This is a genomic window from Pseudomonas sp. AS2.8, from assembly GCF_014190935.1.
Lineage (GTDB): Bacteria > Pseudomonadota > Gammaproteobacteria > Pseudomonadales > Pseudomonadaceae > Chryseomonas.
In genome coordinates, this window is record NZ_JACHVV010000005.1 from 26,378 (window position 1) to 44,842 (window position 18,465).

Here is an 18,465-nt window from a genome sequence, read left to right on the forward strand (position 1 = left end):
CGGTTCGGACCTCACGGCAACCGCTGCGGTCTAGCGCAGAGGACAGCACCCTGCTGTCACGGTTGCAAGCCCCGGTTGTAGCAGGGTGCCCAGCCTCGCTCGACCTGAATATCCGACCTTTGCCTAAGCCACGGGAGATGCTCATGAAGATTCGCGAACTCGCTCACCAATGGGAGCAGCAGGCCACCACCTCCGGCACCACCCGCAGCTACCGCCTCGACCTGGAAGTCGAGACCGCGGCCCGTCTCGAGGCGCTCTGCGAACTCTATCCCCAGCGCACGCCCGAAGCCCTGCTCGGCGAGTTGCTGGCGGCCGCCTTCGAAGAACTGGAAGCCAGTTTCCCCTATGTGCAGGGCGAGGAAGTGGTGGCCACCGATGAACTCGGCGATCCCCTCTACGCCGATGCCGGCACCACCCCGCGCTTCCTCGAACTGGCGCGCAAGCACCTGCATCGTCTGCAGTCCGAAACGGCTGGCTAGCCGCTGACCTGCAGCTTTACCTACGCCGCTACCGCTCTGCCAAGGGCCTCCGCGCACGGCGAAATTCGATAGCCAGTGAACATTTTTGTCGGATGAGCGGTCACAGAGTCAGACCGCAGCGCTGGACGAGGGCTGGTTACCAGTACCCGTCACGGCCCCTTGGGGGACGGATCGGACCTGCTTCCACGTGCGGCTTTCAACTGACCAGGCGCCCGCCCTGCCCGTGCCGGCGGCGCGCTTTTCGGATCAACAACGGAGCTTGAATCCATGAAGAGTGCCACTGCCCAAAAGTCCCTTTCCAAAGCCTGCACCCTGAAACTTGCAGCCCTTGCCCTGGGCAGCTCGCTGTTGCTGGCCGGTTGCGCCGGCAATCCGCCGACCGCCCAGATGGCCGTGACCCAGTCCGCCGTCAACGAGGCCGTGAGCTCCGGTGGCAACCAGTTCGCCCCCATCGAGACCAAGTCGGCCCAGGACAAGTGGACCCAGGCCCAGACCGCCCTCTCCAACGAGAAGTACGACGAAGCCAAGCAACTGGCCGAACAGGCCGAGTGGGATGCCCGCCTGGCCACCCGCAAGACCCAGGCCGCCAAGGCCGACGCCGCACTCAAGGATGCCCAGAACAGCATCCAGCAGATCCGTGAGGAAGGTCAGATCAACCTGCAGCTCCAGCAGAACCTGCAGAAGAAGGTCCAGCAGTAAGCGACCGCCCCTTTCCTCCCTTCACGAATTCAAAGGACGACCATCATGCGTAAACACATTCTGATCCCTGCCGTGTCGCTGCTCAGCCTGGCCCTGGCCGCCTGCTCCACGCCGCCCAACCCGAATCTGGAACAGGCCAAGTCCGACTACTCCGCGCTGGAATCCCAGCCGCAGGCCGCCCAGCTGGCCGCCCTGGAGACCAAGGACGCCGGTACCTGGCTGCAGAAGACCGAGAAGGCCTACAAGGACGGTGAAAACGAGAAGACCGTCGACCAGCTGGCCTACCTGACCAACCAGCGCATCCAGACGGCCATGCAGACCATCAAGCTGCGCATGACCGAAGCCCAGATGCAGAATGTCGACGCCGAGCGCACCCAGGCCCGCCTGGACGCCCGTACCGCCCAGCTCAAGCAGCTGCAGGACGCCCTGCAGGCCAAGCAGACCGAGCGCGGCACCGTGGTGACCTTCGGCAACGTGCTGTTCGACTTCAACAAGGCCGAACTCAAGCCCCAGGGCTATGCCAACGCCCAGAAGTTGGCCGATTACCTGAAGCAGAATCCCGAGCGCAAGGTGATCGTCGAGGGTTACACCGACAGCGTCGGCAGCGACTCCTACAACCAGCAGCTGTCCGAGCGTCGCGCCCAGGCCATCCAGACCGCGCTGGTCAGCGCCGGCGTCGAGCCGAGCCGCATCCAGGCCCGTGGCTATGGCAAGAACTTCCCGGTGGCCAGCAACAGCAACGCCTCCGACCGCGCCCTGAACCGCCGCGTGGAAGTGACCATCTCCAACGACGCCAACCCCGTCGCCCCGCGCATGTAACCACTGCGTGAAGTCAGAAGACCCCGCCCAGGCGGGGTCTTTTTTTGCCTGCGGATCGGCTAGCGGCGCTTGCCACCCAGCAGGGAGCCGAGCAGCCCCCGGACCAGCTGACGCCCGAGCTGATTGGCCGCCTGGCGCGCCGCGCTCTTGAGCGCCTTGCCCGCGAGTTCGCCCACCAGATCGCCGAGCGCACCGCCCTGCCCGGCCCTGGTCCTTTCCGCGGCCGGCGCTTCGGCCGGGACCCGCTCGGCCTGACGATCCCGCAGGATCTCGTAGGCCGATTCGCGATCCACGGCCCGGTCATAGCGACCCGCTTGGGGCGACTGACGGATCAGCGTCTGACGCTCGGCTTCGCTCAGCGGGCCCACCCGGGATTGCGGCGGGGCGATGGCCACGCGCTGGACCATCGCCGGCGTGCCCCTGTCTTCCAGGCTGCCCACCAGGGCTTCACCGATGCCCAGGTCGGTCAGCACCTGCAGGCTGTCGAAGGCCGGATTAGGCCGGAAGCCGTCGGCCACGGCGCGCAGCGCCTTCTGCTCCCTGGCGGTGAAGGCGCGCAGGCCGTGCTGGATGCGCAATCCCAGCTGGGCGAGGATGGCGTCCGGCAGGTCGCTGGGCGACTGGGTGACGAAATAGACGCCAACGCCCTTGGAGCGGATCAGCCGCACCACCTGCTCCAGGCGATCGCGCAGGGCCTTGGGGGTGTCGCCAAACAGCAGATGGGCCTCGTCGAAGAACAGCGCCAGCACCGGCTTGTCGGCATCGCCGCGCTCGGGCAGCTGTTCGAACAGCTCCGCCAGCAGCCAGATCAGGAAGGTGGCATAGACCTTGGGCGCCTCGTGCACCAGGCGGCTGGCGTCGAGCAGATGGATGCGTCCGCGGCCGTCGGCCTCCGGGCGCAGCACGTCTTCCAGTTGCAGCGCCGGCTCGCCGAAGAAGGCCTCGGCGCCCTGCTGCTCCAGGGTCGCCAACCGGCGCAGCAGCGCCTGGGCCGAGGCGCCGGTGAACAGGGCGCGGTCTTCGCCCAGGGCCTCGGGCTGTTCGCGCAGGTGATTGAGGACCGCCTTGAGGTCCTTGAGATCGAGCAGCAGCAGGCCTTCGCGATCGGCCACCTTGAAAGCGGCGTGCAAGGCCGCCTGCTGGCTGTCGGTCAGCTCCAGCAGGTTGCCCAGCAGCAGCGGGCCCATCTCGCTCAGGGTGGTCCGCAGTGGATGACCGCGCTTGCCGTCGACGTCCCAGAGGGTGACCGGATAGGCCTGGGGCTGGTGCGGCAGACCCTGGGCGGCGATGCGCTCGGCCAGCTTGCCCTGGGGCGCGCCGGCCGCGCCGAGGCCGCAGAGATCGCCCTTGATGTCGGCGGCGAAGACGGCGACGCCGGCGTCGCTGAAGGCTTCGGCGAGGCACTGCAGGGTCACGGTCTTGCCGGTGCCGGTGGCGCCGGCGATCAGACCGTGCCGATTGGCCAGCTTGAGCGGATGGCCGAGCGGTTGGCCGGCATTCTGGTCGGTGTTCGGATCAGCGGAAACGGCAGTACCAAGGATCAGCAGGGGCGTCGAGGACATGGCGCAGCTCCGGGGAGGTTCTGCGCCCAGCTTAACCCGGGAGTCCGCGCTCAGGTGCGGTTGCGGATGCGCTCGACGATGGCGGTGGTGGAGCTGTTCTCCACCAGGCCGAGGATGCGGACCTCGCCACCGTAGGCCTGCACGATCTGGGCGCCGACCACCTCTTCGACGCTCTTGTAGTCGCCACCCTTGACCAGCACGTCCGGACGCACCTGCTCCAGCAGGCGCTCCGGGGTGTTCTCGCTGAAGGGGATGACCCAGTCCACCGCGCCGAGGCCGGCCAGCACCGCCATGCGCCGATCGACGCTGTTGATCGGCCGGCCCGGGCCCTTGAGGCGGGTCACGGAGGCGTCGTCGTTGACCGCGACGATCAGGCGGTCGCCCTGGGCGCGTGCCTGCTCCAGGTAGGTCACGTGACCGGCGTGGAGGATGTCGAAGCAGCCGTTGGTGAAGACGATCTTCTCGCCATGGGCACGGGCGTCCTCGATGGCCAGCTGCAGCTGTTCCAGGGTCAGGACGCCGCGCTCGGAGCCTTCCGAACGCTGCACCGCACGGCGCAGCTCGGGGGCGCTGATGGCGGCGGTACCCAGCTTGCCGACGACGATGCCGGCGGCCAGATTGGCCAGCCCCACGGCCTGGGGCAGGTCCTCGCCGGCGGCCAGGGCCGCGGCCAGGGTGGAGATCACGGTGTCGCCCGCGCCGGTGACATCGAACACCTCGCGCGCCCGCGCCGGCAGGTGCAGCGCCGGCTGAGCGGGACGCAGCAGGGTCATGCCGTGCTCGCCGCGGGTCACCAGCAGCGCCCCCAGATCCAGGCGCGCCATCAATTCGCTGCCCTTGGCCACCAGCTCGGCGTCGTCGGCACAGACGCCGACGATGGCTTCGAATTCGGAGAGATTCGGCGTGATCAGGCTGGCGCCGCGATAGATGGAAAAGTCCTTGCCCTTGGGGTCGGCCAGCACCGGGATGTTGCGCGCCTTGGCCAGCTGGATGAGGGCCTGGTGATTCTTCAGGGCGCCCTTGCCGTAGTCGGACAGCACCAGCACCTTGACCCCGGCCAGCATGGCGGCGGTGTCCGAGGCCAGCGCCTGGGCATCGGTGTCGAAGGGCTCTTCGAAGTCGACCCGGATCAGCTGCTGGTGGCGACTCATGATGCGCAGCTTGACGATGGTCGGCTGCTGGGCGATACGCTGGAAGCGCACCTGCACGTGGGCGGCTCTCAGGCTGTCGGTGAGGGCATCGGCGGCTTCGTCCTGGCCGGTGACGCCGACCAGGTAGGCCGGCGCGCCCAGGGCGGCGATGTTGAGGGCGACGTTGGCCGCGCCACCGGGACGATCCTCGTGCTGGTCGACGCGCACCACGGGTACCGGCGCCTCGGGCGAGATCCGCGAGGTGGTGCCGTGCCAGTAGCGGTCGAGCATCACGTCGCCGACCACCAGGACCGGCGCGAGATCGAAGCGAGGCATGGTCAGCTTCATAGGGACAGGCTCCAAAGCGCGAAAATGGCGGCGATCATAGCATAGGGGCCAAGGCGCCCCGGAAGCGCCTGCCGGCGGGAGACGCCGGGGTCAGGGCTCGTCGCGGCGGCTTATCCAGAACAGCTCGTGACGCCGCACGGCCTTGCGGAAGAACTCGTCTTCGCCGGTGCGCGGCCAGCGGCGTCCGGCCAGCAGCCACTGGATGGCCCGGCGCAGGCGTTTCTTCGCCGGCAGCGGCACCAGCAGGTCGTGCTGCATGCCCAGGGCCATGGCCTTGTCCAGCCGCCGCTCGGGGGTCAGCAGCGGACTCCAGGGCACCAGGGGCGCCGGTGTCTCGATGGCCGGCGGCAGGGCGATGCCGCCCTCGGCCGGGCCCATGGGCCAGCGGTCGTTGTCGTGCAGGTGGTTGGCGTAGAGCAGTTCGAGTTCGGGTTGCCAGTGGCTGAGGGTCAGGGCTTCGCGCAGGGCCTGGGTACTGGCGACGTGATCGGCATGGGGATCGATCTGCGGATGCGGCAGCACCACCACCTCGGGGCGGAAGTGCTCCAGCAGGGCCACCAGATCGGCCACCAGATTGCGCCAGGTGGGGGCGCCGTCGACATCGCCGGGCAACTGCAGGGGATTGTGGCGACGGGCGCTGCGCACGTCGCTGTCGCCGGACTCGCGGGAGCCGAAGGCGTCTTCCGGCGCCTGGCGCATGGCTGGCAGCTGCAGGCAGTAGTAGCCCAGTTGCACGCATCGCTGCGGCGGTACCCCACCCCACAGCGGCGTGACCAGGCTGTCCCAGGTGCGCAGGCGCCCCTTGAGCCGGGCCGCGGCCTGGCGATCGAGGCCCAGGCGCTGGTAGTGCCCGGCCTCGATCTCGCCCTGGGTCAGGGTGACGATGCTGGCTTCCCGCGCCTGGCTGTAGAGGCCGAAGGCCGCCAGTTCGGCGTCATCGGCGTGGGGCGCGATGACCATGACGCTCTTGCTGCGGAAATCCGGCTGGGCGAAGACGTGCAGGCGCAACTCGCCCTGCAGCCGGCAGAAGCGCGTCCAGAGCTGCAGTTCGCCGCGCCGCAGGGACTCGGCGTAACCGCTGAGATTGATATAGCGCCGCCCGGCCACGCCGCGTTCGAAGTCCTGCCGATCGGCTTCGTCGCCCGCGCGCAGGTGCACCTGGGGATCCAGCAGGCGACCGAGCCAGCCGGCCCGCAGCCGACACTCCAGAAACAGCGTCAGCTCGCCCGGCGGCAATTCCACCGCGGCCAAGCGACCGTGCTGCAGGTGCAGGCCCAGCACCAGGGTGTCGGCAGGGAACTGGTAGCTGTAGTTGTCGCGCGGCGAATAGAAGAGGTGATCGGCGAACCAGGCCTCGTGGCCGAGCCAGACCAGCAGCGCCAGCAGCGGCGCGCTCCACCAGGGCCCGAGCGCCAGGCAACCGAGCAGCACGACGGCGATAACCGCCAGGACCAGCCGCTTGTGGCGGCGATGACGCTTGAGCAGGGCTTGTTTGCGGGCGGTCATCTCAGCTCTCGAAGACGGTGACGCGGTGGCACCAGCGGTCCTTGTAGTCGCGATCGGCGCGGCCGAAGGAGTAGCGCAACGCCTTGCCGAGGGCGCGGGCGTCCTGCCAGGCGGCCTGGGTGTTCAAATAGGTGAGGACGCTGCCGGGACTCAGGTCGCTGGCCGCGGGATCGACGCCGCCGTTGACGTATTCGACGCTGATCCATTCGGGCGCTTCCACCCGATAGAGCACCTGGATCGCCACCGGACGTTCGCCGAGCATGAGCAGCGAACCGGTCATGAACTCCCGCAGCAGGCCGAACACCTCGGCCAGCCGGGCCTTGCCCGGTACCTCGAAGCCCCAGCGCGCCTCGAACAGCTCGGCATAGATCCGCGCCTGCTCGGCGCTGTCCAGCTCGGCCATGGGGACCACGCGCCCGCCGGCGTCTTCGAACAGGCGCTGCTCGCGTCGCTGGTTGTAGCGGAATTTCTTCGACCAGGCTTCCGGCTCGCGGAGCATGGCCAGTTCTTCGCTCTGCCGGCGCAGACCGGCGAAGCGCTCGTCGCACAGCGGCGACAGATAGCGGGCGCGCTGGCGCAGCGGTGCCAGGGCACCCGGCGCGGCCGGCAGGATGATCTCGGCGTTGCCCAGGTCGAACAGGGCGCGCTGGCGACGCTTCTTCAGCACCGTGCGCGACAGCGCCAGTTCGCGCCCCCAGCAGGGCACGGCGGCCTGCAGGCCATCCGCGCCGGGCCAGCCCAGGTAGCGCACCGGGATGCCGGCCAGGTCGGCCAGGCGGGCGACCACCTCGGGGTGACTGGCGACGCTGCCGCCATAACGCTGCCAGGTAGCGGCGTAATCGGCGGCGGAAATCGCGGTCCAGCCGCGCTCACGCCAGAAACGCAGTCGGTTCAGCATTAGCATTCGATCGTCGGCGCGGGCGGCGCGACCTCCTCGAATTGCTTGGCGTGCAGCCGCGCATAGTAGCCATTCAGCGCCAGCAGCTCGCCATGACTGCCGCGCTCGACGATGCGGCCATGGTCCATCACCAGGATCAGGTCGGCCTTCTCGATGGTGGAGAGGCGGTGGGCGATCACCAGGGTGGTCCGACCCTGCATGACGCGATCCAGTGCCGCCTGGATGTGGCGCTCGGATTCGGTGTCCAGCGCCGAGGTGGCCTCGTCGAGGATCAGCAGTGGCGCGTTCTTCAGCAGGGCGCGGGCGATGGCCAGGCGCTGGCGCTGACCGCCGGAGAGCAGCACGCCGTTCTCGCCGACCTGGGTGTCGTACTGCTGCGGCAGGCGCTGGATGAATTCGTCGGCATAGGCCGCCTCGGCCGCCGCCTTGACCTGTTCCATGGGCGCCCCGGCCAGATCGCCATAGGCAATGTTGTTGGTGACGCTGTCGTTGAACAGGGTGACGTGCTGGGTTACCAGGGCGATGTGCCGACGCAGGTTGGTCAGCCGATAGTCCTGGATCTCGAGGCCGTCGAGTAGGATCTCGCCCTGCTCGTGCTGGTAGAAGCGCGGGATGAGGTTAGCCAGGGTCGACTTGCCGCTGCCGGAACGGCCCACCAGGGCCACCATCTGGCCGGGCTCGGCGACGAAGTCGATGCCTTCCAGCACCGGCTTGTCGGTGCCCGGATAGCGGAAGGTCAGGTTGCGCACCTCCAGTCGACCCCGGACGCGCTCGCGTTTTTCACGGCCGTCGTCGCGTTCGGCGGGCTCGTCGAGCTGCTCGAAGATGCTTTCCGCACCGGCCACGCCACGCTGGATGGTGGAGCTGACCTCGGAGAGCTGGCGGATCGGCTTGGGCAGCAGGCCGGCCATGGTGATGTAGGCCACCAGGTCACCGGCGGAGGCTTCGCCGCGCAGCCAAAGCACCAGGAACATCAGCACCGCCATGGCGGAATAGATGACCAGCTGCAGCATGGGCGTATAGACCGCGCCGGTCTTGGTCATGGTCAGCTGCTTGTCGGTGTTGGCCAGGCTGGAGTCGAGGAAGCGCCGTTGCTCGTAGGTCTCGCCGCCAAAGCTGCGCACCACCCGATAGCCCTGGATGGCTTCGGAGGTGATGTGGGTGACGTCACCCATGGCCGACTGGATCTTGCTGCTCTGCTTGCGGAACTTGCGACTGGCGCTGGTCACCATCAGGGCGATCAGCGGCAGGATGGCCACCATCACCAGGGTCAGCTTCCAGTTCATCCACAGCAGCGAGGCGAACAGGAAGACCACGGTCATGCCTTCGCGGATCACCACCTTGATCGCCTCGGTGGCGGCGCCGGTCACCATGGTGACGTTGAAGGTGATGCGCGAGATCAGGTGACCCGAGTTGTTGGCGTCGAAGTAGCGATTGGGCAGGCGCAGCATGTGGTTGAACAGCGCCACCCGCAGGTCGTGCACCAGGCCGAGGGAGACCCGCGCCAGGAAGTAGTTGCCGAGAAAGGAACCGACCCCCTGCCAGGCGGCGATCAGGATGATCATCAGCGGCACCGCCTGCACCAGGTGCAGGCCGCCGACGATGGGCCAGCCCGGGAACATGGAGGCGTCGGGGTTGTTCAGGCCATCGACGAAGTACTTGAGGATGCCCGCCAGCATCGGCTGGGTGGAGGCGAAGATCAGGAAGCCGACGATACTCAGGGCGAACATGCCGATATAGGGCCGCACGTAGCCGAGCAGGCGGAAATAGATCTTCAGACTGGAGGTCTGCGCAGGGGAGTCTTGGCTCATGGTCTCGTCGTGACGCAAAAGCGCCATGTTAACACGCACCCGCCGCCGACCCAGCGGCGGGATTTTCCGCTAGGCTTGCCCTCCCCCGCTCCGGAACGCCCGTCATGCCACCGCTGATCGCCACCTTTGCCGAACTCAAGGACCTTTGGCGCGTCGAGGTGCTGGATGCGCCGGGCAAGCCCTTGCGGCTCAAGCGGCTGTTCCGGCGCGTCACGGCCGGAGAGAGTCCGAGCTTCCTGTTCTGGTATCGCCTGGCGCAATTCCTCTATTGCCGGCCGCGCGGCCTGCTCAACTATCGCAAGCTGGCCGAGCGGATCAATCGCCGGCTGATCCGTCGGCACAATATCGAGATCCTGCTGGGCGCGCGTATCGGCCCCGGGCTGCGCCTGCCCCATCGCATGGGCATCTGCGTGTCGAATCTGGCGGTGATCGGCCGTAACGTGATGATCCGCCAGCACACCACCATCGGCATCAAGAGCGACGACCCGGCGCAACTGGTGGGCATCTTCATCGGTGACAACGTCAGCCTCGGCGCCCACGTCTGCATCGTCGGCGACCACCTGACCATCGGTGACAACGTGGTGGTCGGCGCCGGCGCCCTGGTGATGCGCGACATCCCCGCCGACAGCCTCTACTACAGCCGCCACGAGGCGGTGATCCGGCCGCTGCCAGGCGCTACGCCCGGGGATGCCGGCCGCTGAGGACGGTCCGCAGCATCTGCGGCAGCACGCCGTACAGATACAGCCGATTGCCCAGCAACTGGCGCCCCAGGTAGCGCAGCACCTTGCCGCGCGAGGCGCCCTTGTAGTGCAGGCGCAGCAGCAGGGCGACATGGAATTTCTCGATGTCGCGAAAGCGCCGCTGGGCCGGGGTTTCCGCTTCCAGTTCGGACAGCGAATGGTCGAGGATGCCCGCGCAGCGCAGCTCCACCGGCTCTTCCCGCGCCAGCGCCTGCACCCGCAGGAAAAAGGAGACATCGACGCCGTAGAGGGCGAAGCGCTCGTCGAAGACATCGCCGTGGCGGGCCGCGATACGCGCGGCCAGGCCCTGCGTCAGGCACAGCCCCGAGCTGATGGTCACGGTGGCCTGGGGATCCAGCGGCCCTTCTGCGGTCACCACCGCCTTGTGCTGATGGGGATAGCGGATGGCGCCCGCCCCCAGCACCAGGGGCACCAGCAACTCGGCCTCCTGGCCAAGCGCCTGCAGATAGCGTGCGTCCACCACGGTGTCCTGGTCGAAGATCACCAGGCGCTCGACGCCCAGCCGCAGTGCCTGGTTGTAGACCCGGCTCAGGGGCGGATTGCCGAGGTCTTCCTCGATCAGGACCGTCGTCCAACCCGGTGCCGCCAGCAGCGACTGGCGCTCCGCCTCCTCCAGCGTCCGGGGACCGTTGTTCCAGACCAGCAGGGCGCTGTCGGCCGGCAGGCTGGCCGGAGGCTGGGCCAGCAGGCTGTCGAGGGTGGCCGACTCCTTGGGGCGCAAGCCATAGAGGACGACGAGAAAGAGCGTTCGCATGGAGTTTCCCGGGGATGGCGGCCTAGCCGCGCACCCGCTTGCGCAGGTAATCGAGGGCCGCGCTGGCTTCGTCGGCCAGGTGCGGACGCGGCAGGTCGTTGGGCCAGATGCCTTCGGCGAAGGCCTGGCGATCGCCACCGCCGAGACGCTCGCTCAGCGCCCGCTCCCACCAGACATGGCGGCAGGCACGGGCATAGCTATCCTGGGGCGCCAGACAGCCGTAGAGCAGCTTGCGTCCCAGGCTCGCCCGCTGCTTGTCCAGTCCGGCCAGTTGCCACTTCACCCGCAAGCGGGTCCAGACATCGGGCAGCGGCTTGGTCAGGGGCACCTCCTGCCAGTGCCGTTGCAGCTCCGACGAATAGTCCTCGCCATAGCGCTCAAAGAAGTGCGCCAGCATGAAGTGCAGGAAGCGCTTTTCCGCGTAGTAGTGGCGCACGGGGCCGCGCGCCTCGCCGATGGCCAGATCCGCCAGGCTGAACGACAGGGCGATCTGCTCCAGGGTATGGACCTCCTCGTCGTGGCCATGCCAGTCGTCGATCAGGGCGATGGCCTGCTCGACCCGCGGCAGATGGACCCGCGCCAGACCGCAGACGCCACTGTTGTAGAGCCGGGTCTCTTCCGCCGGCTCCTGGCCACGTGCGGCCAGGGCCGCCGCGAAGCGGGCGAATTCCGGACGGGTACGGGCCTTGCGCCAGGGCCACTCCTCGATGTCCAGCAGTCCGCGTTCGCTGTCGATGCCGTCGAACAGCGAGGCCAGCGGCGCCTGGACCACGGTGTCGCTGTCCAGGAACAGGGTCTTGTCGGCCCGCGGCAAGGCCCAGGCGATGGCGCAGGCCTTGCTGCGATGCAGATAGCCGTGCTGCCCCTGCCACGCCCTGAGCGTCGCGGCCTCGATGGCCACCACGTCCACCGGCCAGCCGCGGTAGTCCTGCGGCCGATCGGTCAGGATACGGAGAGCGATGTCCTGGCCCTGCCGCCAGTGCAGGGCGCTGAGCAGGCTGAACTTCAGCTCCTGCCGATAGGCCTGGGCACCGCCGTAGACGAAATACAGGAGTTGGCGTGTTGGGCGCATGTAAAGCTGCCGGCAAAAATCTGATTCTAGCAACAAGCGGCCGGATAGGTCGCAAGGGTCACTTCACAGCCTGCCACCTTCGGGTAACATGCACGCCCTGACGTTGACGGGTCCTGCATGAAGCCTCTCGAACATTCGCGCTATCTCGAACTGCGCGACGCCGCCCAGGTAGTGGAAGCCGATCACCATGGCGACAAGGTCCTGCGCCTCACCGATGGCAGCTATCTCAAGCTCTTTCGCCGCAAGCGGCTGCTGACCTCGGCGGCGCTGTTTCCCTATGCCCAGCGCTTTGCCGACAACGCCCGCCAACTGGCCGAGCGCGGCATTCCCTGTCCGCAGGTGCTGGAGGTCTATCGCGCCGCCTCGCTGCAGCGCGATCTGGTGCACTACAGCCCGCTGCCGGGCGCTACCCTGCGTCAACTGCGCACCTCGGACGAGGCCGCGGCGCTGCGCCCCGCCCTGGGTCGCTTCATCGCCGAATTGCACGACAGCGGCGTCTACTTCCGCTCGCTGCACCTGGGCAACGTGGTGCTGACGCCGGAAGGCGAACTGGGCCTGATCGACATCGCCGATCTGCGCTGCCACGCGCGGCGTCTGCCGCTGCGCCTGCGGGTGCGCAACTTCCATCACCTGCTGCGCTACGGCGAAGACCGCGACTGGCTGTTCGAGCCCGGTCGCGAACCCTTCCTCAGGGCCTATGCCGAGGCCTGCCGCCAGCCCCTGGACTGGCGCGAACTCGACCGCCAGCTGCAGGACTAGACCGGCACCGCCTGTCCCAGCGCCAGCTTGCGCCGGCGCTGCACCTCGGCCCCGACGATCATCGCCGCGGGCAACAGCACCAGCGGCCACAACTCGTCCGGATTGCCGATCAGCTTGGCGCCGTCGAAGTTGAGCATCAGCAGGGCCACGGCCAGATAGAGTCCCCAGGGATCGCGTTGGCGCAGGGCCGCGCCCAGGCTGGCCAGCATCAGCACGCCGAAGATCAGCAGCGACACCAGCCCGGTGTAGATGCCGAAGGAGACGAAGATGTTGTGCGGATGCTGGATGGCCTCGGTGCCATGCAGCAGGTCGTGACTCTGATACCCCAGGCCGCAGCCCAGCCACCAGCCGCAGGACTCCCAGTCCTTGATCATGAAGTGGAACAGCTCGATGCGTCCGGAATCCGCCCGGCCCCAGAAGGCGACGAACCAGGCTTCGGTGTGCACCACCTGGACCACCCCGGCGATCAGGGCACTGACCAGGACCACCAGCGCCAGGGTGCGCAGCGGAAAGCGCGGAAAGGCGAACAGCACGCCGAGGGCGGCCAGAAAGCCGATACCGACCAGGCCGGTGCGGGTCTGCAGGGCGAAGGAGATGCCGACGATGGTGACCACCACCGCCGCCAGCAACTCGATCCAGCGCCGCTCGCGGATCCAGGTGGGCGCGGCCAGGCCGCCCAGGCAGACCATCCAGATGCTTACATAGATGGGGTTGGAGATGCGTCCCGGCAGGTGGATGACCCGCTGGCCGACGGCATAGTGGCCGGTCAGCCAGAACACCAGGCTGGAGCCCACGGCATAGGCGCAGACCACCCAGAAGGCCAGGCGCACGAAACCGGGCTGGCGAAAGAAGTCGCCGTCCACCAGGCAGGCCACGGTCAGCACGAACAGCAGCACATAGACGATGTGCTTGAAGAACTGTCCCTCCTCGGCCCGTGCCCCCGGCACGATGAACCAGGCGAGAAACACCAGCCAGAGCAGCAGCAGCGGCGAACGCCAGTCGATCAGCCGCGGCCGCAGGACGAAGAGGATCAGCGCCGGCAGGGCGATCGCCGCATAGAAGTAGCTGTTGATCCACTTGGCCGTGGGGATGCACAGGTAGGCGGCCATGAACACCAGCACCGCCAGGGTGAAATAACGACTCTGCTGGAGGCGATCGAGCAAGGGTGTCACCACAACAGGGCTCCCAGGAGTGCGCCGACCAGGAAGGCCAGTGCCAGTTTGATGCGTTCCATCCGCCGGCGCTTCTGCTTGTCGTTGCGGTCCTTGTCGCTGACCACGTGCTGGCCGAAGCCGGTGTGCAGCACGGCATCGTTTTCCAGGATCAGCGCATGGCGATGGGCGTCGGCATAGCGCCGGGACAGCTCCTTCTCGCCGCTCAGGTCGCCATAGGGTGCGTGCAGGAGATAGTCGGCGCGCCGGCGCAGACCGGGATTGAAGGAAAAACCCTGCCATTCGGGCTTGTGCGAGCCGACCTCGTAGAAGGCGATGCCGGCCTGCACCTGCCGCGGCTTGAGATAGACGTAAGGACTGTGGATCGCCAGGTCATGGGCATGGCTGCGCAGCCAGACCTGCAGCGCCTGGGGATCGGCCTCCAGCAGCGCCTGGGAATCCTCGATGAAGCCCGGGCGATAGAAGGCCCAGTCGTCTTCGCAGTGAAAGATCCAGCTGGTCTCGACCCGGGCATAGGCGGCGTCGACGCTGCGCATCTGGCCGAGCTTGGGGTTGTTGACGATGAATTCGGTGTGCTCGCGCCAGAGCTCCGGGATGCAGTCGCGCACCGCTTCGTCGCCGGAGTCCTCGGTGATGAAGACGCGACGGATGGGCGCGGTGTTGAATTCGTCGAAGGTCGCCAGCGTCTGCCGGAGCAGGTCGAAGCGCCCGCAACTGGTGACGACCACGGAGATGTCGCTGTCGGCGGAAAACTGCACGTTCTACCCTTTCTGCCAGTTGAGTCGAAAGCCGGACCTCGGGCAGCGCATCAGCGTCCCAGCCTGCCTAGCAGGCGGTGCAGGAACCCCGGAGCGACTGCCGGTCGCAGCGCTGGGGTTATAGCCGAAACGATGCGCTCACCCAAGTGGCCGAAAGCGAAAGAGTGACGTGCCAGGGCCTCTCCCGCCGTGGCGATGGCCGCGGCGTGCGCCGGATCGCCTCGCAGCTGGGCGAGTTTCTCGCGCAATTCGTCCAGCGAGCGATAGAGCACCACGTTGACGCCATCCCTGAAACCCAGCGCCCGGTTCTCTTCTTCGCCCTGATCGAAGGTGAAGAGCACGCAGCCGCAGGCCATGGCCTCGAAGTTCTTGATCATGTATTCGCCCATGCCGACATCGGCACCGACAAAGAAGCGGATGCGGTTGAGGGTCTGCAGGTATTCGTCGCCCGAGCGGGTCTTGGTGATCAGCAGCGGCTCGACCCTGGCGAGGTCTTCCAATAGCTGCTTGCGCCCGCTGTAGGCCACGCTGCCGAGGCTGCCGACGAAGCCCAGTTCGATGTCGCGCTCGACACCCAGGTCGCGCAGGCGGCTGTCGTCGTAGCCCTTGGGTACGAAGTGGGCGTCCACGCCCTCCTCCTGCAGCCGCCGCGCCACCCCGGCGCCGGAGACCAGTACCCGGACGTGGGGCATGGCCCGGTAGTAGCGGCTGAATTTGCCGGTGTACTTGCAGGGGATGAAATTCTGGTAGGCGTCGTGTTCCAGCTCCACCAGATTGGGCAGGCTGCGGATGAAGGGAATCTGCTTGAGCTGCTTCTTGAATCGCAGAAACAGCAGGATGCGGTCGTAGCGCTCGGGCTGGGGCACGGCGCGGCGGAAATAGCCACGCAGATCGGCCTGCTCCTCGTCACTCAGCCAGCGCAGGTCGCAGTCGCAATGGGCGGCGATGCTGGCATAGAAGTGGTCCAGCAGGATGCGTTGCTCCTTCTGGACCAGGAACAGGACTTTCACGGCGCCGGGGCCTTGAAGGCGGCGACCATCGGCAGGCGCCAGAAGTCGCGGCGCACGGCCTCGTCGGAGAAGCGTTCGGCCAGGCGCTCGCGCATGTGCTGCACGCAGGCGCGTCGCTGGCTGGGCGCCAGGCGGCCGAGGTGCTGCAGGCCCTGGCCGAGGGCTTCGGCGTCGCCCAGGGGGAAAAGGAAGCCTACCCCCTCGACGATTTCCCGGGCGCCGCCGCAGGAGGTGGCGATCAGGGGAACGCCGGCAGCCATGGCCTCCAGCAGGACCATGCCGAAGGGCTCGTGGTCGGAACTCAGGGCGAAGACGTCGAAGGCCTTGAAATAGCGCCGGGCGCCTTCCACCTGGCCGAGGAACAGCACCCGGTCGGCGATGGCCAGTTCGCGGGCCAGGTCCTTGAGGTCTTCTTCCAGGCGGCCCTTGCCGAGGATCGCCAGCAGGGCATTGGCCGGCAGATTCGGCAGGGCGGCGGCGAAGCCGCGCAGCAGGGTGGCCTGGTCCTTGTCCGGATGCAGGCGACCGACGTTGCCGACGATCCAGGCATCCTGGGGCAGCTTGAGCCCGGCGCGGGCCTCGTCGGCCGGCAGGAGTTCGCGCTCCACCGCCTCGACGTCCAGGCGGTTGTAGAGCGTCTCGATGCGCTCGGCCGGCCAGTCCTTGAGGCGCTGGCGCAACTCGTCGCGCACCGCGTCGGAGACGCCCAGCAGGGTCAGGCGCTTGCTCATCAGCTTGGCGAACAGCCGCCGGCCGAGCCGGTCGTAGTCGCCAAAGGCATGGTGGACGCCGATCACCGGCAGATTGGTGGCCAGGCAGGCGATCCAGATCGGCTTGAAGCGATGGGCGATGACGAAGCGGATGCCCCGCGAGCGGACGATCTCGCGCAGCGCCTGGATGGCGCCGAGCTTGAGACCGCGCACGTCCTTGGAGGAGTACTCGAGGAACAGCACCTCGTCGCTGCCGCAGCCGGCGGCCACCTCGGCATCGGCCGTGCCGGTGAGAAAAACCGTGGTGACGCGATAGCCGCTGCCCGCGAAGAGGCTGGCGGTCTGGCGAGCGCAGTCGAGGAAGGGACCGTCGTAGCCATGGCAGAACTGCAGCACCCGCGGTTCGGCGGAACGCGTCATAGGCCGGCCCCCTCCTTGATCACCAGGACGTCTTCCATGATCAGGTACTGCAGATCCGAGCCGAAGAACATGTTCAGGGCGTCGGTGGGCGAGCAGACCATGGGTTCGCCGCGGCGGTTGAGCGAGGTGTTGAGGGAGACGCCGTTGCCGGTGAGCTTTTCCAGCTCGACCATGAGGTCGTACCAGCGCGGATTGTGCCGGCGCTCCAGCACTTGGGCGCGTGAGGTACCGTCTTCGTGGACCACCTCGGGGACCCGGCTCTTCCATTCCTCGTTGACCTCGAAGGTAAAGGTCATGAAGGGCGAGGGATGGTCGACCTTGAGCATCTGCGGCGCCACGGTGTCGAGCATGGACGGGCAGAATGGCCGCCAGCGCTCGCGGAACTTGATCTGGGCGTTGATGCGATCGGCCACGCCCGGCACGCTGGGGCAGCCGATGATGGAGCGACCGCCCAGGGCGCGCGGACCGAATTCCAGGCGACCCTGGAACCAGGCCACCGGATTGCCGGCCACCATGATCTCGGCGATGCGCTGGGGCATGTTGTCGATCCGCTCCCACTTGGGTGCGTTGGGATGGCGGGCGCAGGCGGCGATGACGTCTTCGTTGCTGTAGCCGGGGCCGAGATAGACGTGCTCCATCTTTTCCACCGGCACGCCACGGGCGTGGGAGACGTAGGCGGCAGCGCCGACGGCGGTGCCGGCGTCGCCCGAGGCCGGCTGGACGAACAGCTCCTTGACCTCGGGACGGGCGATGATCTTCTGGTTGAGCTTGACGTTCAGCGCGCAGCCGCCGGCAAAGGCGATCTTCCCGGTCTGGCGGATGATGTCGCCCAGGTAGTAGTCCATCATCTCCAGCGCCAGGCGTTCGAACAGCGCCTGCATGCTGGCGGCGTAGTGGATGTAGGGATCGTCGGCGATGTCGCCTTCCCGCTTGGGTCCCAGCCACTCGATCAGCTTGGGCGAGAAGTAGTAGCCCTTGCCCTTTTCCTTGTAGCGGCGGAAACCGATGACGTTGGCGTAATCGGTGTTGATGATCAGCTCGCCGTTCTCGAATTTCGCCAGGCGCGAGAAATCGTACTTGCTGGCATCGCCATAGGGCGCCATGCCCATGACCTTGAATTCGCCGTCGAGCATCTCGAAGCCGAGGAATTCGGTGAGGGCGCCATAGAGGCCACCCAGGGAGTCCGGATCGTAGAACTCTTTGATCTTGTGGATCTTGCCGTTCTCGCCGTAGCCGAAGAAGGTGGTGGCGTACTCGCCCTTGCCATCGATGCCGAGGATCGCGGTCTTCTCGCTGAAACCCGAGCAGTGATAGGCGCTGGAGGCGTGGGCCAAGTGGTGCTCGACGGCTTCCAGCTTGACCTTCTTCAGGTCGAAGCCGAGCTGCACCAGGCACCACTCGATGCGCTTCTGGTAGCGGTGGTAGCGACGATTGCCGAACAGGATGGCGTCCAGGGCACGATCCGGGGCGTAGGCGTAGCGCTTGGCGTAGTGCCAGCGGGCTTCGCCGAAGAGACTGATGGGCGCATAGGGAATGGCCACCACGTCGACGTCGGCGGGGGTGATCCCGGCCTGTTCCAGGCAGAACTTGGCCGACTCGTAGGGCATGCGATTCTTGGCATGCTTGTCGCGCACGAAGCGTTCTTCTTCCACCGCGGCGATCAGCTTGCCGTCGATATAGAGCGCGGCGGAGGGATCGTGGCTGAGGGCGCCGGACAGGCCTAGGACGGTCAGGGACACAGGTAAAGCCTCTGTACAGGGCGAAGCCAGGGGAGTTCGCCGGGGTTTCGCGAGGCCG

At 67.2% G+C, this 18,465-nt stretch carries 17 protein-coding genes; 5 read left to right on the forward strand and 12 right to left on the reverse strand.

Annotated elements, in window-relative coordinates:
* Positions 1-143: 143 nt before the first annotated feature.
* The 3 genes from FHR73_RS19180 (at position 144) to FHR73_RS19190 (ending at position 1,997) form a co-directional block, all read left to right on the forward strand.
* Positions 144-479: a pilin assembly protein gene (locus tag FHR73_RS19180; protein ID WP_133862969.1), complete on the forward strand. Its 336-nt coding sequence runs from the start codon at positions 144-146 to the stop codon at positions 477-479.
* 267 nt (positions 480-746) lie between these two features.
* A complete protein-coding gene (locus FHR73_RS19185; protein ID WP_007161972.1) occupies positions 747-1,178 on the forward strand; it encodes a DUF4398 domain-containing protein in 432 nt (143 codons plus the stop codon).
* A gap of 45 nt (positions 1,179-1,223) precedes the next feature.
* Entirely contained in the window at positions 1,224-1,997 is a 774-nt protein-coding gene (locus FHR73_RS19190; RefSeq protein WP_183633413.1) for an OmpA family protein, read from the forward strand.
* 59 nt (positions 1,998-2,056) lie between these two features.
* On the opposite strand, the gene FHR73_RS19195 is transcribed toward FHR73_RS19190, so the two are convergent.
* From FHR73_RS19195 to msbA, 5 genes are all read right to left on the reverse strand, one after another.
* Positions 2,057-3,559: a DUF853 domain-containing protein gene (locus tag FHR73_RS19195; RefSeq protein ID WP_260175754.1), complete on the reverse strand. Its 1,503-nt coding sequence runs from the start codon at positions 3,557-3,559 to the stop codon at positions 2,057-2,059.
* A gap of 50 nt (positions 3,560-3,609) precedes the next feature.
* Positions 3,610-5,037, reverse strand: a complete 1,428-nt coding sequence (gene hldE / locus FHR73_RS19200) for a bifunctional D-glycero-beta-D-manno-heptose-7-phosphate kinase/D-glycero-beta-D-manno-heptose 1-phosphate adenylyltransferase HldE (RefSeq protein ID WP_160924561.1) — start codon at positions 5,035-5,037, stop codon at positions 3,610-3,612.
* 90 nt (positions 5,038-5,127) lie between these two features.
* On the reverse strand, positions 5,128-6,543 hold the full coding sequence (locus FHR73_RS19205) for a PIG-L deacetylase family protein (RefSeq protein ID WP_183633414.1): 1,416 nt from the start codon (positions 6,541-6,543) through the stop codon (positions 5,128-5,130).
* Position 6,544: 1 nt separating this feature from the next.
* Positions 6,545-7,441: a GNAT family N-acetyltransferase gene (locus FHR73_RS19210; RefSeq protein WP_183633415.1), complete on the reverse strand. Its 897-nt coding sequence runs from the start codon at positions 7,439-7,441 to the stop codon at positions 6,545-6,547.
* The gene (msbA, locus tag FHR73_RS19215) at positions 7,441-9,252 is read right to left on the reverse strand and encodes a lipid A export permease/ATP-binding protein MsbA (protein ID WP_183633416.1); all 1,812 of its coding nucleotides are present in this window, start codon (positions 9,250-9,252) and stop codon (positions 7,441-7,443) included. Before msbA ends, FHR73_RS19210 begins: the two co-directional genes overlap by 1 nt.
* A gap of 104 nt (positions 9,253-9,356) precedes the next feature.
* Here msbA and FHR73_RS19220 point away from each other — a divergent pair, with 104 nt between their 5' ends.
* Positions 9,357-9,953, forward strand: coding sequence for a serine acetyltransferase (locus FHR73_RS19220; RefSeq protein ID WP_183633417.1), 597 nt, complete (start codon positions 9,357-9,359; stop codon positions 9,951-9,953).
* On the opposite strand, the gene FHR73_RS19225 is transcribed toward FHR73_RS19220, so the two are convergent.
* Together FHR73_RS19225 and FHR73_RS19230 are read right to left on the reverse strand one after the other, a co-directional pair.
* On the reverse strand, positions 9,928-10,767 hold the full coding sequence (locus tag FHR73_RS19225; RefSeq protein WP_183633418.1) for a hypothetical protein: 840 nt from the start codon (positions 10,765-10,767) through the stop codon (positions 9,928-9,930). The two genes, FHR73_RS19220 and FHR73_RS19225, sit on opposite strands and share 26 nt — an antisense overlap.
* Positions 10,768-10,789: 22 nt before the next feature.
* The gene (locus FHR73_RS19230; protein ID WP_183633419.1) at positions 10,790-11,839 is read right to left on the reverse strand and encodes a hypothetical protein; all 1,050 of its coding nucleotides are present in this window, start codon (positions 11,837-11,839) and stop codon (positions 10,790-10,792) included.
* A gap of 117 nt (positions 11,840-11,956) precedes the next feature.
* Here FHR73_RS19230 and FHR73_RS19235 point away from each other — a divergent pair, with 117 nt between their 5' ends.
* Positions 11,957-12,598 (forward strand): lipopolysaccharide kinase InaA family protein, encoded by a 642-nt coding sequence (locus FHR73_RS19235; RefSeq protein WP_133862979.1) that lies wholly within the window; start codon positions 11,957-11,959, stop codon positions 12,596-12,598.
* Here the strand turns inward: FHR73_RS19235 and FHR73_RS19240 are convergent.
* From FHR73_RS19240 to FHR73_RS19260, 5 genes are read right to left on the reverse strand one after another with little or no spacing between them, the layout of a single operon-like run.
* Positions 12,595-13,761, reverse strand: coding sequence for an O-antigen ligase (locus tag FHR73_RS19240; RefSeq protein ID WP_221191633.1), 1,167 nt, complete (start codon positions 13,759-13,761; stop codon positions 12,595-12,597). The genes FHR73_RS19235 and FHR73_RS19240 overlap by 4 nt on opposite strands.
* A 5-nt stretch (positions 13,762-13,766) precedes the next feature.
* On the reverse strand, positions 13,767-14,528 hold the full coding sequence (locus tag FHR73_RS19245) for a glycosyltransferase family 2 protein (protein ID WP_183633421.1): 762 nt from the start codon (positions 14,526-14,528) through the stop codon (positions 13,767-13,769).
* 50 nt (positions 14,529-14,578) lie between these two features.
* A complete protein-coding gene (locus tag FHR73_RS19250) occupies positions 14,579-15,538 on the reverse strand; it encodes a glycosyltransferase (RefSeq protein ID WP_183633422.1) in 960 nt (319 codons plus the stop codon).
* Positions 15,535-16,668 carry a glycosyltransferase gene (locus FHR73_RS19255; protein ID WP_183633423.1) on the reverse strand — a complete coding sequence of 378 codons (1,134 nt, stop codon included), beginning with the start codon at positions 16,666-16,668 and terminating at the stop codon, positions 15,535-15,537. The genes FHR73_RS19250 and FHR73_RS19255 overlap by 4 nt, the downstream gene beginning before the upstream one ends.
* Positions 16,665-18,407 carry a carbamoyltransferase gene (locus tag FHR73_RS19260; RefSeq protein ID WP_183633424.1) on the reverse strand — a complete coding sequence of 581 codons (1,743 nt, stop codon included), beginning with the start codon at positions 18,405-18,407 and terminating at the stop codon, positions 16,665-16,667. The genes FHR73_RS19255 and FHR73_RS19260 overlap by 4 nt, the downstream gene beginning before the upstream one ends.
* Positions 18,408-18,465 lie beyond the last annotated feature (58 nt).

Bases quoted from the DNA above. Each gene is read 5' to 3' on its own strand.
- FHR73_RS19180 (WP_133862969.1), top strand. From the start codon at position 144: ATGAAGATTCGCGAACTCGCTCACCAATGGGAGCAGCAGGCCACCACC.
- FHR73_RS19185 (WP_007161972.1), top strand. From the start codon at position 747: ATGAAGAGTGCCACTGCCCAAAAGTCCCTTTCCAAAGCCTGCACCCTG.
- FHR73_RS19190 (WP_183633413.1), top strand. From the start codon at position 1,224: ATGCGTAAACACATTCTGATCCCTGCCGTGTCGCTGCTCAGCCTGGCC.
- FHR73_RS19195 (WP_260175754.1), bottom strand. From the start codon at position 3,559: ATGTCCTCGACGCCCCTGCTGATCCTTGGTACTGCCGTTTCCGCTGAT.
- hldE (WP_160924561.1), bottom strand. From the start codon at position 5,037: ATGAAGCTGACCATGCCTCGCTTCGATCTCGCGCCGGTCCTGGTGGTC.
- FHR73_RS19205 (WP_183633414.1), bottom strand. From the start codon at position 6,543: ATGACCGCCCGCAAACAAGCCCTGCTCAAGCGTCATCGCCGCCACAAG.
- FHR73_RS19210 (WP_183633415.1), bottom strand. From the start codon at position 7,441: ATGCTGAACCGACTGCGTTTCTGGCGTGAGCGCGGCTGGACCGCGATT.
- msbA (WP_183633416.1), bottom strand. From the start codon at position 9,252: ATGAGCCAAGACTCCCCTGCGCAGACCTCCAGTCTGAAGATCTATTTC.
- FHR73_RS19220 (WP_183633417.1), top strand. From the start codon at position 9,357: ATGCCACCGCTGATCGCCACCTTTGCCGAACTCAAGGACCTTTGGCGC.
- FHR73_RS19225 (WP_183633418.1), bottom strand. From the start codon at position 10,767: ATGCGAACGCTCTTTCTCGTCGTCCTCTATGGCTTGCGCCCCAAGGAG.
- FHR73_RS19230 (WP_183633419.1), bottom strand. From the start codon at position 11,839: ATGCGCCCAACACGCCAACTCCTGTATTTCGTCTACGGCGGTGCCCAG.
- FHR73_RS19235 (WP_133862979.1), top strand. From the start codon at position 11,957: ATGAAGCCTCTCGAACATTCGCGCTATCTCGAACTGCGCGACGCCGCC.
- FHR73_RS19255 (WP_183633423.1), bottom strand. From the start codon at position 16,668: ATGACGCGTTCCGCCGAACCGCGGGTGCTGCAGTTCTGCCATGGCTAC.